Source organism: Agrobacterium sp. CG674 (assembly GCF_053521645.1).
Genome location: NZ_JBNWDZ010000002.1, coordinates 109,833 through 124,028 on the forward strand (window position 1 = coordinate 109,833; position 14,196 = coordinate 124,028).

11 protein-coding genes are annotated in these 14,196 nt (G+C 57.9%); 10 read left to right on the forward strand and 1 reads right to left on the reverse strand.

Going from position 1 to position 14,196, the window contains the following annotated elements; all coding sequences use genetic code 11:
* Positions 1–150 precede the first annotated feature (150 nt).
* Entirely contained in the window at positions 151–822 is a 672-nt protein-coding gene (locus ACQZ51_RS05790; protein ID WP_448775934.1) for a TetR/AcrR family transcriptional regulator, read from the reverse strand.
* Positions 823–973: 151 nt separating this feature from the next.
* Between ACQZ51_RS05790 and ACQZ51_RS05795 the strand changes: the two genes are divergently transcribed.
* From ACQZ51_RS05795 to ACQZ51_RS05840, 10 genes are all read left to right on the forward strand, one after another.
* Positions 974–2,185 carry an HlyD family secretion protein gene (locus ACQZ51_RS05795; protein ID WP_448775936.1) on the forward strand — a complete coding sequence of 404 codons (1,212 nt, stop codon included), beginning with the start codon at positions 974–976 and terminating at the stop codon, positions 2,183–2,185.
* A gap of 21 nt (positions 2,186–2,206) precedes the next feature.
* Entirely contained in the window at positions 2,207–3,790 is a 1,584-nt protein-coding gene (locus ACQZ51_RS05800; RefSeq protein WP_448775937.1) for a DHA2 family efflux MFS transporter permease subunit, read from the forward strand.
* A gap of 140 nt (positions 3,791–3,930) precedes the next feature.
* Positions 3,931–4,956 (forward strand): LacI family DNA-binding transcriptional regulator, encoded by a 1,026-nt coding sequence (locus tag ACQZ51_RS05805; RefSeq protein WP_448775939.1) that lies wholly within the window; start codon positions 3,931–3,933, stop codon positions 4,954–4,956.
* A 25-nt stretch (positions 4,957–4,981) separates the two neighbouring features.
* A complete protein-coding gene (gene xylB, locus ACQZ51_RS05810; protein WP_448775940.1) occupies positions 4,982–6,436 on the forward strand; it encodes a xylulokinase in 1,455 nt (484 codons plus the stop codon).
* A gap of 54 nt (positions 6,437–6,490) precedes the next feature.
* Positions 6,491–7,801, forward strand: a complete 1,311-nt coding sequence (gene xylA / locus ACQZ51_RS05815; protein ID WP_448775942.1) for a xylose isomerase — start codon at positions 6,491–6,493, stop codon at positions 7,799–7,801.
* A gap of 533 nt (positions 7,802–8,334) precedes the next feature.
* Positions 8,335–8,967, forward strand: a complete 633-nt coding sequence (locus ACQZ51_RS05820; RefSeq protein ID WP_448775943.1) for an NAD(P)H-dependent oxidoreductase — start codon at positions 8,335–8,337, stop codon at positions 8,965–8,967.
* 304 nt (positions 8,968–9,271) lie between these two features.
* Positions 9,272–10,312: a methionine ABC transporter ATP-binding protein gene (locus ACQZ51_RS05825; RefSeq protein ID WP_448776588.1), complete on the forward strand. Its 1,041-nt coding sequence runs from the start codon at positions 9,272–9,274 to the stop codon at positions 10,310–10,312.
* Positions 10,302–10,970, forward strand: a complete 669-nt coding sequence (locus ACQZ51_RS05830) for a methionine ABC transporter permease (RefSeq protein ID WP_448775944.1) — start codon at positions 10,302–10,304, stop codon at positions 10,968–10,970. The genes ACQZ51_RS05825 and ACQZ51_RS05830 overlap by 11 nt, the downstream gene beginning before the upstream one ends.
* A 36-nt stretch (positions 10,971–11,006) precedes the next feature.
* Entirely contained in the window at positions 11,007–11,783 is a 777-nt protein-coding gene (locus ACQZ51_RS05835; RefSeq protein WP_042617649.1) for a MetQ/NlpA family ABC transporter substrate-binding protein, read from the forward strand.
* Positions 11,784–11,970: 187 nt separating this feature from the next.
* The gene (locus ACQZ51_RS05840; protein ID WP_448775945.1) at positions 11,971–14,163 is read left to right on the forward strand and encodes a putative bifunctional diguanylate cyclase/phosphodiesterase; all 2,193 of its coding nucleotides are present in this window, start codon (positions 11,971–11,973) and stop codon (positions 14,161–14,163) included.
* The last annotated feature ends 33 nt before the right edge of the window (positions 14,164–14,196 follow it).

Sequence of the window (14,196 nt, forward strand, 5' to 3'; positions counted from 1 at the left end):
GCCTGTTTTCCTTTTCAGCTATCCGTCTTCGACAATTCGAAGCGCTCAGTTTTATATTCGATTGCGCGAGAAACAAGCGTGTGACAGCTGTGTTACGCCAAATTTTAGCGATATTGCGCGCAATGCGAGAAACCCGGATGCTGAATGGGCCTAGCCCTTCTTGGTTCCATAGGCCGCCATAAAAACCTCGATAGCGCTGGAAAGAACACTATCTGCGTCGTCGGGCGGCGTGTCTCCCGACAATTCTCCAAACAGCCGCATCTTGAAGAAGGTGCCGGTCGCAAGCTCGATGAACTGGCGCGCAGCCAGATCCACATCATCGGTACGAAGCGTTCCCTGGTCCACATGGTTCTGGAGGAAATCGCGCAGAACGACGCGCACATTGTTTGGTGCTGCCACGAAAAACCGCTGCGAAAGCTTGGGCATGCGGTCAATCACGGCAAGCGCTGAGCGCATGGCAGGTATCATGTCAGTGCATGTCACCTTTTGAATGAAGGTATGGCCGAACTGCCATAGCCCATCGCGCACTTCCTCCGTTCCCGCCAGAATATCGCGCATGGAGAGGGCAAATTGCGCCCGGTGCCGGTCTATGAGCGCTGCAAACAGCTCATCCTTGTTTTCAAAGTAAACGTAGATTGTGCCTTTGGAAACAGCAGCTTCACGGGTAATGTCGTTCATGCTGGCGGCGTCGAAACCCTTTTGCTTGAACACGCGCCAGGCACCGTCGAGAATCTGCTCGCGCTTTGCCGGGTCTTCGCCCGCCGCAAACCGGCCCGCAGGCGTTGCGGTGGAGATGCTCTCCGAAGGTGTCTCGTTGGTCACTATGCAGTCCGCCAAAAGTTACAGAGGAATTCACTATATCGAACCAATCGGTTCGATGCCACTTGATATGTGTCACTAAACAGAATAAATCAATCGAACCGAACGGTTCAGTTCGAATTCCTTTTTCATGTTTACAATGAGCGGTATGACCATGTTGGGCCCAAAAAACGGTGCAGTTCGTGTAGTCAACTCGGCGGATGAGGCTGAGGCCAATCCTGCGCAGGGCAAGGCGGGCGATGCAAATCCTGCGGACGCCCAGCAGTCTGCAGCACCTGCGCCAGCCACCCCTGCAGCCCCGGAAAAGAAGAAGCGTTCCTTCGTTCTGCCGGTCGTCGCCGTCGCAATTTTGGCAGCGGGCGGCTGGTACGGTTATCAATACTGGACAGATGGCCGCTTCCTCATCTCCACCGATGATGCCTATGTGCAGGGCGATATCGCCGTCATTGCGCCCAAGGTTTCCGGCTATGTCGAGAAGGTCGAGGTCGTGGAAAACCAGACGGTGAAGGCAGGCGATACGCTTGTGACGCTGGATGATGGTGATTACAGCAATGCGCTGGAACAGGCGCAGGCGCAATTGCAGACCCAGAAGCTTTCACTCAACCGCATCGATGCGCAGATCGCGGGTGCCGATGCTTCCTTGCAGCAGGCTGTCGCGCAAAAGGGCTCTCTGGATGCCGCACTTCGCGGTGCCGAGATCAACCTGAAACGTGCCACCGAGCTTCAGTCCAAAGATGTCGGTACGGTCGCCTCCACCGATAATGCCCAGGTCGCGATGGAACAGGCCAAGGCCAATGTCGTGGCGGGTGAAGCAAGCGTTGTGTCTGCCCGCGCCAATATCGATCTGTTGAGAGCCCAGCGCAAGGAAGCCGAAGGTTCCGTCAAGTCGCTGGAACTTGCCCGCGACAAGGCCGAGCGCGATCTGTCCTTCACAGTTCTGCGCGCGCCCTATGATGGCGTGATCGGCAATCTCTCGGTCCAGACGGGTGATCTTCTGTCGGTTGGCAAGCGCCTGGCTTCGCTGGTTCCCATGGATGATCTCTATATCGACGCCAATTTCAAGGAAACGCAGCTCGCCAAGATCGAGCCCGGTTCCAAGGTGCGCGTGCATGTGGATGCTTTCGGCGAGCATGATATTGAAGCCACGGTGCAGTCCATCTCGCCCGCATCCGGCTCGGTCTTTTCCATGCTGCCGCCGGAAAACGCGACAGGCAATTTCACCAAGGTCATCCAGCGCGTGCCGGTTCGCATCGTCTTCTCGAAGGAAGATCTTGCCAAGCATAAATTGCGCGCCGGTTTGAGCGTGGTGGTCGATGTCGATACCCGCACGGCCCCAGAGGCCACGCAAACAGCTCAGTCGAAGTAATCTTCGATAAGGATCAGGATCATGGCGGCTACAGCTGGTATGGCGGGCGCAAATGCACCTGCAATCGATCCGCCGATGGATCGCAGACGCCTCATCGCCTTTTTCGCGATGGTCTTCGGCATGTTCATGTCGATCCTCGATATTCAGATCGTCTCGGCATCGCTGGCTGAAATTCAGGCGGGTCTCGGTGCTGGTTCCGATGAAATCGCCTGGGTGCAGACCGCCTATCTGATTGCGGAAGTCATCATGATTCCGCTGTCTGGAACGCTTGCGCGTATCCTGTCGACCCGGGTGCTGTTTGCCACCTGCGCGGCCGGCTTCACCATTTCCAGCGCCCTGTGTGCGACCGCAACGAACATCGACCAGATGATCGTCTATCGCGCCATACAGGGCTTCATAGGCGGCGGCATGATCCCATCCGTTTTTGCCGCCGCCTTCACCATCTTCCCGCCCTCCAAGCGGTCGGTCGTGTCGCCCATTATCGGCCTTGTGGCAACGCTTGCGCCCACCATCGGCCCCACGGTCGGCGGCTATCTGTCCAATGCCTTTTCCTGGCACTGGCTGTTCCTCGTCAACATCATTCCCGGCATCATCGTCACGCTGGTCACCTGGAACTTCATCGATTTCGACAAGCCCGAACGCTCCCTGTGGAAGAAGTTCGACTGGTGGGGCCTTCTGTCCATGGGCGTGTTCCTTGGCTCCATGGAATATGTGCTGGAAGAGGGCAACAATAACGACTGGTTCAACGATAGCCACATCGTCATCGGCGCGCTCGCCATGACCATTGGCGGCGTCGTGTTCTTCTGGCGTGCGTTCAATGTCGATTTTCCGGTGGTGGACCTCAAAGCCTTCGGGGACCGAAACTTCTCCATCGGCTCGCTGTTTTCCTTCGTCATGGGCATCGGTCTTTACGGGCTGACCTATATGTATCCGCTCTATCTGGGGCGTGTCCGCGGCTATGATGCGTTGATGATCGGCGAGACGATGTTCGTCTCGGGCCTTGCCATGTTCATCACCGCGCCGATTGCCGGCAAGCTGTCCGTCAAGCTCGATCCGCGTTTCATGATGGCTGTCGGTTTCTCAAGCTTCGCGCTCGGCACGTGGATCATGACATCCGTGACGGCAGACTGGGATTTCTACGAACTGCTCGTCCCGCAGATCCTGCGCGGCTTCGGGCTGATGATGTGCATGGTGCCGATCAACAACATTGCGCTTGGCACCCTGCCGCCTGCGCGCATGAAGAACGCATCCGGCCTCTTCAACCTCACGCGTAACCTCGGCGGCGCCGTTGGCCTTGCCATCATCAACACGCTGCTCAGCCAGCGCACCGACGATCACTATTTCCGCATCGCCGAACATGTGAATTTCGGCAATCCGGCAGCGCTTGAATGGCTTGATAATGTCGGCGCCAATTACAATTCCTTCGGCCTTGATGGTTCCTCGGTCGCCATCAAGAAACTCGTCGGCGTGGTGTCGCAACAGGCATGGCTTCAGGCTTTCGCCGATGTGTTTCTGGCGCTCACCGTGCTGTTCAGCACGCTGATCTTCCTGACGCTTCTCATCAGGAAGCCAAAGGCCGCGCCCCCGCCAGACGCCGCCCACTGATTTTTACCGATCCACCGCAGCGCAAAAGGGTCGCCAGAAATGGCGGCCCTTTTGTTTTGATGGATGAATCTGAGGTACGTACATCATTTTCTGATTTACGTACCTCAAAAACTCCTTTAAGCATGCCGGCGGGAGAAAACATGAAGCCGACAGTTCACGATATCGCGTCGAAAGCGGGCGTCAGCCTAGCAACCGTTGACCGGGTCATCAACCTGCGTCCGGGCGTGCATGCTGTCACCCGTGCCAAGGTCGAGGCGGCCATTGTGGAGCTGGGCTATGTGCGCGATATGGCCGCCGCCAATCTGGCCAAGGGTCGCTCTTACGCGCTGGTCTTCATCCTGCCCAACAACGACAATTCCTTCATGGCGGGCCTGCGCGCCGAAGTCCGGGTCGCGGCGTCCCGGTCCTACACCGAGCGCACCTCCATCCGCATCATCGAGGTGCCGCCCTTCGATGCCGCAGCTTTGGCGCAGGCGCTGGATGTGGCGCGGCTGGAAAAACCGTCCGGCGTCGCCTTCGTCGCCATTGATGCTGAGGATGTGGTGGAAGCGGTGGACCGGCTGACCGAGAGCGGCATTGCCGCCGTGACGCTGGTTTCCGATATCACAGGTTCGCGCCGCGATCATTTTGCCGGTGTGGACAATGTCGCCGCAGGGCGCACAGCGGCCAGCCTCATGGGCCGTTTCCTGCCGGAAAAGGGCGGCGATGTCGCGGTTCTAGCAGGCTCCATGCTGGTCAAAGACCACCGCGAGCGGCTGGCCGGGTTTCAGTCGGTCATGGCAGACGAGTTTCCGGCCTTGCGGCTTCTGCCGGTTCTGGAAGGTCGCGACGATCCTGAAACGGTGGAGCGTCTGGTCGCGCAATGCCTTGAGGAAAATCCTGATCTTCTCGGGCTTTACAGCCTTGGAGCGGGTAATCGCGGGCTCATCAAGGCCCTCAAATCATCGCGCCAGCAAACGTCTCCTTGCGTCATCGCCCATGAGCTGACCGAAAACACCTCCAACGCGCTGGCAGAGGGCGTGCTGGATGCGGTGCTGAACCAGGATGCGGGCCATGAGGTGCGCAGCGCGATCCGCGTGCTGAAAGCGCGGGCCGATGGTCTTGCGGTCATCGACGCGCAGGAACGCATTCGTATCGACATATTCTTGCGGGATAATCTCCCCTGACACTGACTTAAGCACTGGAGGAAACATGTATCTCGGTCTCGATTTGGGAACATCAGGCGTCAAGGCGCTGCTGATCGACGGTGATCAGAACGTCATCGGTTCGGCCAATGGCGCGCTTGACGTGTCTCGCCTGCACCATGGCTGGTCGGAACAGGACCCGGCCCATTGGATCAAGGCAACGGAAACGGCCATTTCCGGGCTGAAAGCCAAATTCCCCAGGGAGTTGTCGGCGGTCAAAGGCATCGGGCTATCAGGTCATATGCACGGCGCGACGCTGGTGGATGCGGCTGGTGATGTGCTTCGCCCCTGCATCCTGTGGAACGACACCCGTTCCCATGCCGAGGCCGCAAAGCTGGATGCAGATCCGCGTTTCCGCCAGATCACCGGCAATATCGTGTTCCCCGGCTTCACCGCGCCAAAGCTCGCCTGGGTCGCCAATAACGAGCCTGAAATCTTTGCCAAGGTCGCCAAGGTTCTGCTGCCGAAGGATTATCTGCGCCTGTGGCTGACGGGTGAATATATCTCCGAAATGTCTGACTCGGCTGGCACCTCGTGGCTGGATACTGGCGCGCGCAAGTGGTCGAGCGAATTGCTCGAAGCCACCGGCCTGACTGAAGACCACATGCCATCGCTGGTGGAAGGCACGGATGAGGCCGGAACGCTGCGCGACACGCTTGCCTCCGCCTGGGGCATGTCGGGCCGCATCGTCGTAGCCGGTGGGGCCGGTGATAATGCAGCATCCGCCTGCGGCATGGGCACGGTCTCTGAAGGCCATGCTTTCGTTTCTCTCGGCACATCGGGCGTTTTGTTTGCGGCCAATGCCTCCTATCTGCCAAAGCCGGAAAGCGCGGTTCACGCCTTCTGCCACGCGCTGCCCGATACCTGGCACCAGATGGGCGTCATCCTGTCTGCCACCGACGCGTTGAATTGGTATTCCGGCATTGCGGGCAAGTCGCCAGCCGATCTCACGCAGGAGCTGGGTGATCAACTCAAAGCGCCAACCGGCGTCACCTTCGCGCCCTACCTCTCCGGCGAGCGCACACCTCACAATGATGCCGCCATTCGCGGTTCATTCATCGGCCTGTCCCATGAAAGCGACCGCAAGGCGCTGACGCAAGCCGTGCTGGAAGGTGTGACCTTCGCCATCCGGGACAATCTTGAGGCTCTGAAATCGGCAGGTACTTCCATCTCGCGCGTCACCGCCATCGGCGGCGGCTCGCGCTCACGCTTCTGGCTGGCCTCCATCGCCACGTCGCTTGGCGTCTCCGTGGATATTCCAGCGGAAGGCGATTTCGGCGCAGCCTTCGGTGCGGCCCGCCTCGGGTTGATCGCAGCGACTGGAGCCGATCCTGTCGCGGTTTGCACGCAGCCGGACACGGAAGAAACCATTGAGCCCGTCGCGGCGCTGGGTGAGGCCTATGAGGACGCTTACGGGCGTTACCGGGCGCTTTATCCAGCCATCAAAGGCTTGTCACATTAATAGCCGTCCACCGGCAACCAACACTACCATCCATACCAAGGGAGAGAAACGCAGATGAAAACCGGCTTTTTCGGAGACATCCAGAAAATCAAATATGAAGGCCCTGACAGCACCAATCCGCTGGCCTTCCGTCATTACAACCCCGATGAGATCGTCGGCGGCAAGCGCATGGAAGAGCACCTGCGCTTTGCGGTTGCCTATTGGCACACGTTCACATGGCCGGGCGGCGATCCCTTCGGTGGCCAGACATTCGAGCGTCCATGGTTTGACGAGACGATGCAGTCTGCCAAGCTGAAGGCCGACGTTGCTTTCGAATTCTTTTCGCTGCTCGGTTCGCCATTCTATTGCTTCCACGACGCCGATGTGCGCCCTGAAGGCAAGACCTTTGCGGAAAACACGAAGAACCTCAACGAGATCGTCGATTACTTCGGCCAGAAGCAGGACGAAACCGGTGTCAAGCTTCTGTGGGGCACCGCCAACCTCTTCTCCAACCGCCGCTTCATGTCGGGTGCGGCCACCAATCCGGATCCTGACGTCTTTGCCTATTCGGCAGCAACGGTCAAAACCTGCATGGATGCGACCAAGAAGCTCGGCGGCGCGAACTATGTTCTGTGGGGCGGTCGTGAAGGCTATGAAACCCTGCTCAACACAGATGTGAAGCGTGAGCTGGACCAGCTTGGCCGCTTCCTCAATCTGGTGGTGGAATACAAGTACAAGATCGGTTTTGAAGGCACGATCCTGATCGAGCCAAAGCCGCAGGAACCCACCAAGCACCAGTATGATTACGACGTCGCCACCGTCTATGCCTTCCTGCAGAAGCACGGGCTGGACAAGGAAGTGAAGGTCAATATCGAGCAGGGCCACGCCATTCTGGCCGGTCACTCCTTCGAGCATGAGCTGGCGATGGCCAATGCTTTCGGCATTTTCGGCTCTATCGATATGAACCGCAACGATTACCAGTCCGGCTGGGATACCGACCAGTTCCCCAACAACGTACCGGAAATGGCGCTGGCCTATTACCACGTGCTGGATGGCGGCGGCTTCAAGAATGGCGGCACCAACTTCGATTCGAAGCTGCGCCGTCAGTCGCTCGACCCAGCCGATCTGCTGATCGGTCACATCGGCGGCATGGATTGCTGCGCCCGTGGTCTGAAGGCTGCTGCCAAGATGATCGAAGACAAGGCTCTGTCGCAGCCGCTGGCAGATCGCTACGCCAAGTGGGATTCAGCCGACGCCCAGAAGCTGCTGCGCGGCGAACTGAAACTGGACGAGATCGCCGCCATGGTCGAGCGCGACAACATCAACCCTGAGCCAAAGTCCGGTCGTCAGGAATATCTCGAAAACGTCGTCAATCGCTACGTTTGATGCCAATAAGTGGAGGCCTCTTTCCGAGGCCTCCATTTCGCCCTGACGGACAGACCTCGGGCGCTTTTAAAAAATAAAATAATTCTCCATTTTTTTCTCAATGGCCATTTTCACGCCCGCATAATCCCCATGCATTCGAAGCAAAGGGGCGCAACGCGCGGCGTTCCTGCGGTTCAGATGCCGGTATCGACAAGCGGCAGCTCTTGCAAAGAGGGCCGTTTCTGGAACCCACCTTTTGCCACTGGCCAGGCAAGAGACCGGGCGTTCCGATAGATATTGCGAAATACTGATGTAACGGGTCCGGCAAATGCCAAGACCTAGACCATACCTGCAATGCTATCAGCATTTGCCGGGCAAACCTGATCCCTCCGGTCCGCTTTTTTCATGAAGCGGGCCGGAGCGGATTTTGCACGTTTAGTTTCTGGCGGCGTCTTGTGTGCGCTGCAATATGCCTTATCTCAGAGATGTTTTGAAAGTGCCGCGGTCTTGCGCTTGTGCGCAACACGCCCGGTGGCGCCCCCAAGGAGAATATTATGCTGATTGAGAAATTGAACTGGCGTTATGCCACGAAGAAAATGGATCCTTCCAAGTCCGTCTCGCAAGACAAGGTCGACCGTATCATCGAAGCGGCACGCCTTGCGCCGACATCGAGCGGCCTCCAGCCTTTCGAAATCATCGTTGTTACCAATCCTGAAACGCGCGCCAAGATCCAGGCAATTTCCTGGAACCAGGCGCAGGTCACCGAAGGCTCGCACCTTCTGGTTTTTGCTGCTTGGGATAATTACACGGCAGACCGCATCAACCACATGTTCGATTTGACCAATGACGAGCGCGGTTTCAAGAATGAAGGATGGGAAAAATACCGCCAGTCCCTGCTGTCGTCCTACCCGCAGCGTGATGCCGAAGTGAATTTCGAACATGCTGCCCGTCAGGCTTATATTGCGTTCGGCATGGCTGTCGCCCAGGCTGCTTTCGAAGGCGTGGACTCTACCCCGATGGAAGGCTTCGATCCGGCCAAGCTGGACGAAATCCTCGGCCTTCGCGAAAAGGGCCTGCGCTCTGCGGTCATCCTGCCGCTCGGCTATCGCAAGGAAGAGGGCGACTGGCTGGTCAATCTCAAGAAGGTTCGCCGCCCGCTCGAAGAATTCGTTACCGAGGTCAAGTAATCGACGTCGAGGCAATTGGTTGATTTTTCCAATGCATCGCAATAATTGAAAAATCATACCTATAAAATCGTATCGCAGACAGGCATGTTTGCGATACACAAAGCCGGTCCCGGCTTCTCTCAAGGAAAGCTAATTTAATGCTCAGGAACGTTTTACCTGGTCGAATGTGCTGCTAAGCAGCATGAGAAGCGGTTTTCCAAGGCCGCCGGGTTCAACATGACGGTTTCCATTGCAAGAGCATTTTATGACACGAGACAATTCCGCGGCCAGCCCCGCTTCCGCCGATCGAGCGACTGATCGTCCAATGGTCGTGTTCGAGCGCGTCACCAAGACCTTCGGCGACCCTCAGAGCAACACGTCTTTTACAGCGCTTGCAGGCGTGGATTATGTCGTGCCGAAGGGCTCGATCTCCGGCATTATCGGCCGTTCCGGTGCCGGAAAGTCAACACTCATCCGCCTCGTCAACGGGCTGGAGCTTCCCAGTTCTGGCACCGTTGCCGTCGATGGTATCGATGTTGGCGGGCTGGATGAGGCGGGTCTTCGCACCCTTCGCCGCTCGGTCGGCATGATCTTCCAGCACTTCAATCTGCTTTCCTCGCGCACCGCTTATGACAATGTGGCCCTGCCGCTGGAAATTGCGGGCATGTCCAAGTCCGATATCCGCAAAAAGGTCGCGCCGCTTCTCGATCTGGTTGGTTTGGGTGACAAGTCGAACCGCTATCCGGCAGAACTATCCGGTGGGCAAAAGCAGCGCGTCGGCATTGCCCGCGCGCTGGCGACGGAGCCGAAGCTTCTTCTGTCTGATGAGGCCACATCGGCGCTCGACCCGGAAACGACGCAATCCATTCTGGAACTTCTGAAAAAGATCAATGCCGAGCTTGGCCTGACCGTTCTTCTCATCACCCATGAGATGGAGGTGGTCAAAACCATCGCGTCTCAGGTGGCCGTCATAGACAAGGGCCTGATTGTCGAGCAGGGCACCACATTCGACATCTTCACGGCACCTCGCCATGAAACGACCCGCAGCCTTCTGTCATCTGCCGTGGGCGTCAAGCTGCCGCATTGGGTGACATCTGGGCTGAAGCCGCAAGCGGCCCCCGGTGACCGTGTGCTGGTGCGGCTTGTGTTCTTCGGGGCTACGGCGTTCAAGCCGCTCACGGCGCGTCTGGTGGCCGAGATCGGTCCAGACGTTAACATTCTGGCAGGCACCATCGAGGAAATTTCCGGCCAGCCCTTCGGTTCGCTGGTCGTCTCCTATCCGGCAACGCCAGAGGTCACGGCCCGTGCCCAACATTTCTATGCCGATACCGGCCTGACAACGGAGGTGCTCGGCTATGTCGCCTGATATGCTGTTTACTGTTCTGCTGAAAGGTCTGCTCCAGACCCTGCACATGGTGGCCGTCTCCGGTCTGGTCGGGTCGCTGTTTGGCGTGCCCATCGGCATATTTCTGGCCACCAGCGGAAAGGGCGAGCTGTTCGAAGCGCCCATGTTCAACCGCGTCATCGGGCTCATCGTCAATGCTGCCCGCTCCACGCCCTTTATCATTCTGGTTGTGGCCATCATCCCGTTCACACGGTTTGTAGCCGGAACGTCTATCGGCACCTCTGCGGCCATTGTTCCACTCACAGTTGCAACCATTCCTTTCGTAGCTCGCCTTGTGGAGGCAGCCATTCGTGAGGTGGACAAGGGTCTGATCGAAGCGGCGCGTGCCATGGGCGCGACACCGTTGCAGATCGTGAGCAAGGTTCTGCTGGCAGAAGCCAAGCCCGGCATCACGCTGGCGCTCACACTGACGCTGGTCAGCCTCATCGGCTACTCGGCCATGGTTGGTGCTGTCGGCGGTGGCGGGCTAGGAGATCTCGGCATTCGCTACGGTTACCAGCGCTTCATGCCGGATGTGATGCTGGCGGTGGTCGTCGTCCTCATCGTGCTTGTCCAGATCGTGCAAAGCGCCGGTGATGCGCTGGCCCGCAGCTTCGACAAGCGCAACCGCAAAAACTGATTACAGACAAGATTTAACCTCAAGGAGTATCCCACCGTGAAAAAACTCATCATCGCCGCATCGCTGGCAGCACTTTTTGCAGGCAGCGCGCTTGCCGAAAGCATCAAGGTCGGCGTTACCCCCGGACCGCACGCGCAGATCTTCGAAAAGGTGAAGGACATCGCCGCCAAGAAGGGTCTGGATATCGAGGTTCTGGAATTCTCCGATTATGTCGTTCCCAACCAGGCGCTGAATGACGGCGAATTGCAGGCTAATTCCTTCCAGCACCAGCCTTATCTCGACAATCAGGTCGCTGACCGCAAGTTCGATCTGGTCAGCGTCGGCCAGTCGGTCAACTTCCCGATGGGGATTTATTCCAAGAAGGTGAAGGCTCTTGAGGAGTTGAAGGAAGGCGCAAGCATCGCCATTCCGAACGATCCGACCAATGGCGGCCGCGCTCTGCTGATCCTCGCAGACAAGGGCCTGATCAAGGTTGATGCAGCCAAGGGCCTGAAGATCGGTCCTGCCGATGTGACGGAAAACCCGAAGAACTTCACCTTTGCCGAACTGGATGCCGCCCAGCTGCCGCGCTCGCTTGACGATGTCGATGCCGCCGTCATCAACACCAACTACGCGTTGGAAGCCGGTCTTGACCCATCCAAGGATCCGATTGCCAAAGAAGGCGAGAAGGCTCCCTACATCAACGTCATCGCCGTTCGTGCAGCCGACAAGGATGCGCCATGGGTGAAGACGCTGCTGGAATCCTACCACAATCCGGAAGTGAAGGCCTTCGTTCTGGAGACCTTCAAGGGCGCGGTCGTTCCCGCCTGGTGAATTGATTTTCGTCAAGATTTACTGCCTCTCCCATTAGCTTGGGGGAGGCTTTTTTACGTCTTGTTAGCCCTAAAGTTACCGTCGTTGCCGTTGGGTGAAAATAGATGGCGATCGTCCCGATAATCTTAATGGGTTCTGAAGATTTCACGCGGAGGATGCAGTATTCCGTGGGAAAAGATACTGCTGCATGTCGCATGAGAGTTCCAAAGCATTGTCGGTCGGTCGAAGAACGGCAGTTGCTGGAGTTCTTTCTGCATTTGCGCTTGTCGTCATCGTCGTTACGGCACTTATTCTTTCGGCGCTTGATAACGTCACGCGCAACACGAACGTGCTTGACGAGCAGCGGTCTCTGGAAACGATAACCGGCGCGCTCACCACTTTCCGCCAGCAACTGGGCGCGACGCTCAACGATTACGCGGCCTGGGACGACGCCGCCCGGGCGGTCTATTCTGCCGATGGCGCCAACTGGATCATCGCCAATTACGGAGATATGACCCGCAACAGCGATTTGTTCGATACGGCGGTGTTGGTCGATAATGATCAGCAAATCCTGATGGCCTATAGCAATGGTGATCCCGCTTACTGGTCCATTCCGGGTTATTTTGGCTCCAACCTGGCCAGCATGATCGATATGGTGCGTGCCGTTCCCCCAGGAGACATACCGGAAACCACGGCATTCCTGCAAACCAGAGATGGCATTGCAGCCGTGGGCGTGGCGCTGGTGCGGACCAAGGCCGGTGTCGTCGATGCGCCGGTTGCCAGGCACAGCTATCTCATCTTTGCCCGCCATCTGACCCCTGCCAAAGTGGAGAAGCTTGCCGAGACCTATGTCGTTGAAGGCCTGTCACTCCAACCGGGTGATGCGAACATGGAATACCAGGTTCCGGTGCCCGATCCCTTCGGCAATGTTCTGGGTGTTCTGACATGGCAGTCGCGGATGCCGGGAAATCTCAGTTTCTATGAGGTGCGGCCCCGTGTGCTGACTGCCGTTGCCATTACCGGCCTGTTTTTTCTGGCGCTGCTGGGCATTGGCTACGCCGCTCTGAAAAAGCTGAAGAGCGATGAAACGGCTGCGCGGCAGGAGCTGCTGCGAGACAGACTGACCGGCCTGAAGAACCGCCTTGGCTTTTTCTTCGGTTTGAAGCGGCTGCTTGAGCGGTCGGAGCAAGACAATTCCTACGTCAAGCTGATCTATCTCGATCTCGATGGTTTTAAAGAAATCAACGATTCCTTCGGGCATGGCGCGGGCGACCTTCTCATCAAGGGGGTCTCGGCGGCGTTGCAGGTTCTGGTATCGGAGCGCGCACTGCTGGCGCGGCTGGGCGGAGATGAATTCGCTATCGCCTTGCAGGGCCCTGATGCCCGCGTGCTGGCGCGCCATCTGTGTGATGATCTTTTGACGCTGTTTTCCGAGCCCTTCATGATCGGTGACAAGGTCGCGGCCATCGGTTGCAGCATCGGCATGGCCGTGGCGCGGGGAGGGGATATTGACGGTGAGGAGCTTCTGCGCCGGGCCGATATGGCAATGTACGAGGCCAAGGAAAGCGGACGAGGGCGCTATGTGGCCTATGAGACCAATATGGACACGCGACGCGAGGAGAAAAACCAGCTCGAGGCCGATCTGAAATATGCCATCGACCATGACGAGATCAAGGTTGTGTTCCAGCCGGTTGTCAACACGCTGACCCGCCGCATTACCGGCGTGGAAGCCCTGGCCCGGTGGAACCGCGCCGGCTACGGTCCGGTGTCGCCCGATATCTTCATTGCAGCTGCGGAAAGCAGCGGCATGATCGACCAGCTCGGCCTCTCCGTTCTGCGCAAGGCCTGCAAGGAGGCGGTTGCATGGCCGCAGGTCAAGCTTGCCGTCAACGTTTCCCCGATCCAATTCAGAAATCCGATGTTCGCCAGCCAGGTCCAGTCGATTTTGGCGGAGAACGGCATTTCCCCATCGCGGGTCATGCTGGAAATGACGGAGGGCTACTTTATCCGTCATCCCGAGCGGGCAAGTATGGCCATCGACAAGCTGAAGCAGATCGGCGTCAGCATCGCCCTTGATGATTTCGGCTCCGGCTTTGCCAGCATCGGCTATCTGCGCCAGTTCGGTTTCAACCGCATGAAGATCGACAAGTCGCTGGTCGATGCGCTTGATGAGGGCGGGCGTTCGCTTGAGATGCTGACCGCCACCGTTGCCCTTGCCCGTTCACTCGGCATTCCCGTGACGGCTGAGGGCATTGAAACGGAAGACCAGGCATCGATCCTGCAATTGTGCGGCTGTGATGAGTTGCAGGGCTATCTGTTTTCAAAGCCCGTGCAGCCGGAACAGATTCTGACCCTGCTGGCCGAGCAGGATGCACCCGTGCGGCAACGCAAGGTTTCGTGAGGTTTTGGGGCAGCGCGCCTATAGGCTCGGCAC

Excerpts from the sequence above, each read along its gene's own strand:
- ACQZ51_RS05800 (WP_448775937.1), top strand. The coding sequence starts at position 2,207 with ATGGCGGCTACAGCTGGTATGGCGGGCGCAAATGCACCTGCAATCGAT.
- xylA (WP_448775942.1), top strand. The coding sequence starts at position 6,491 with ATGAAAACCGGCTTTTTCGGAGACATCCAGAAAATCAAATATGAAGGC.
- xylB (WP_448775940.1), top strand. The coding sequence starts at position 4,982 with ATGTATCTCGGTCTCGATTTGGGAACATCAGGCGTCAAGGCGCTGCTG.
- ACQZ51_RS05840 (WP_448775945.1), top strand. The coding sequence starts at position 11,971 with ATGTCGCATGAGAGTTCCAAAGCATTGTCGGTCGGTCGAAGAACGGCA.
- ACQZ51_RS05820 (WP_448775943.1), top strand. The coding sequence starts at position 8,335 with ATGCTGATTGAGAAATTGAACTGGCGTTATGCCACGAAGAAAATGGAT.
- ACQZ51_RS05825 (WP_448776588.1), top strand. The coding sequence starts at position 9,272 with ATGGTCGTGTTCGAGCGCGTCACCAAGACCTTCGGCGACCCTCAGAGC.
- ACQZ51_RS05805 (WP_448775939.1), top strand. The coding sequence starts at position 3,931 with ATGAAGCCGACAGTTCACGATATCGCGTCGAAAGCGGGCGTCAGCCTA.
- ACQZ51_RS05795 (WP_448775936.1), top strand. The coding sequence starts at position 974 with ATGTTGGGCCCAAAAAACGGTGCAGTTCGTGTAGTCAACTCGGCGGAT.
- ACQZ51_RS05830 (WP_448775944.1), top strand. The coding sequence starts at position 10,302 with ATGTCGCCTGATATGCTGTTTACTGTTCTGCTGAAAGGTCTGCTCCAG.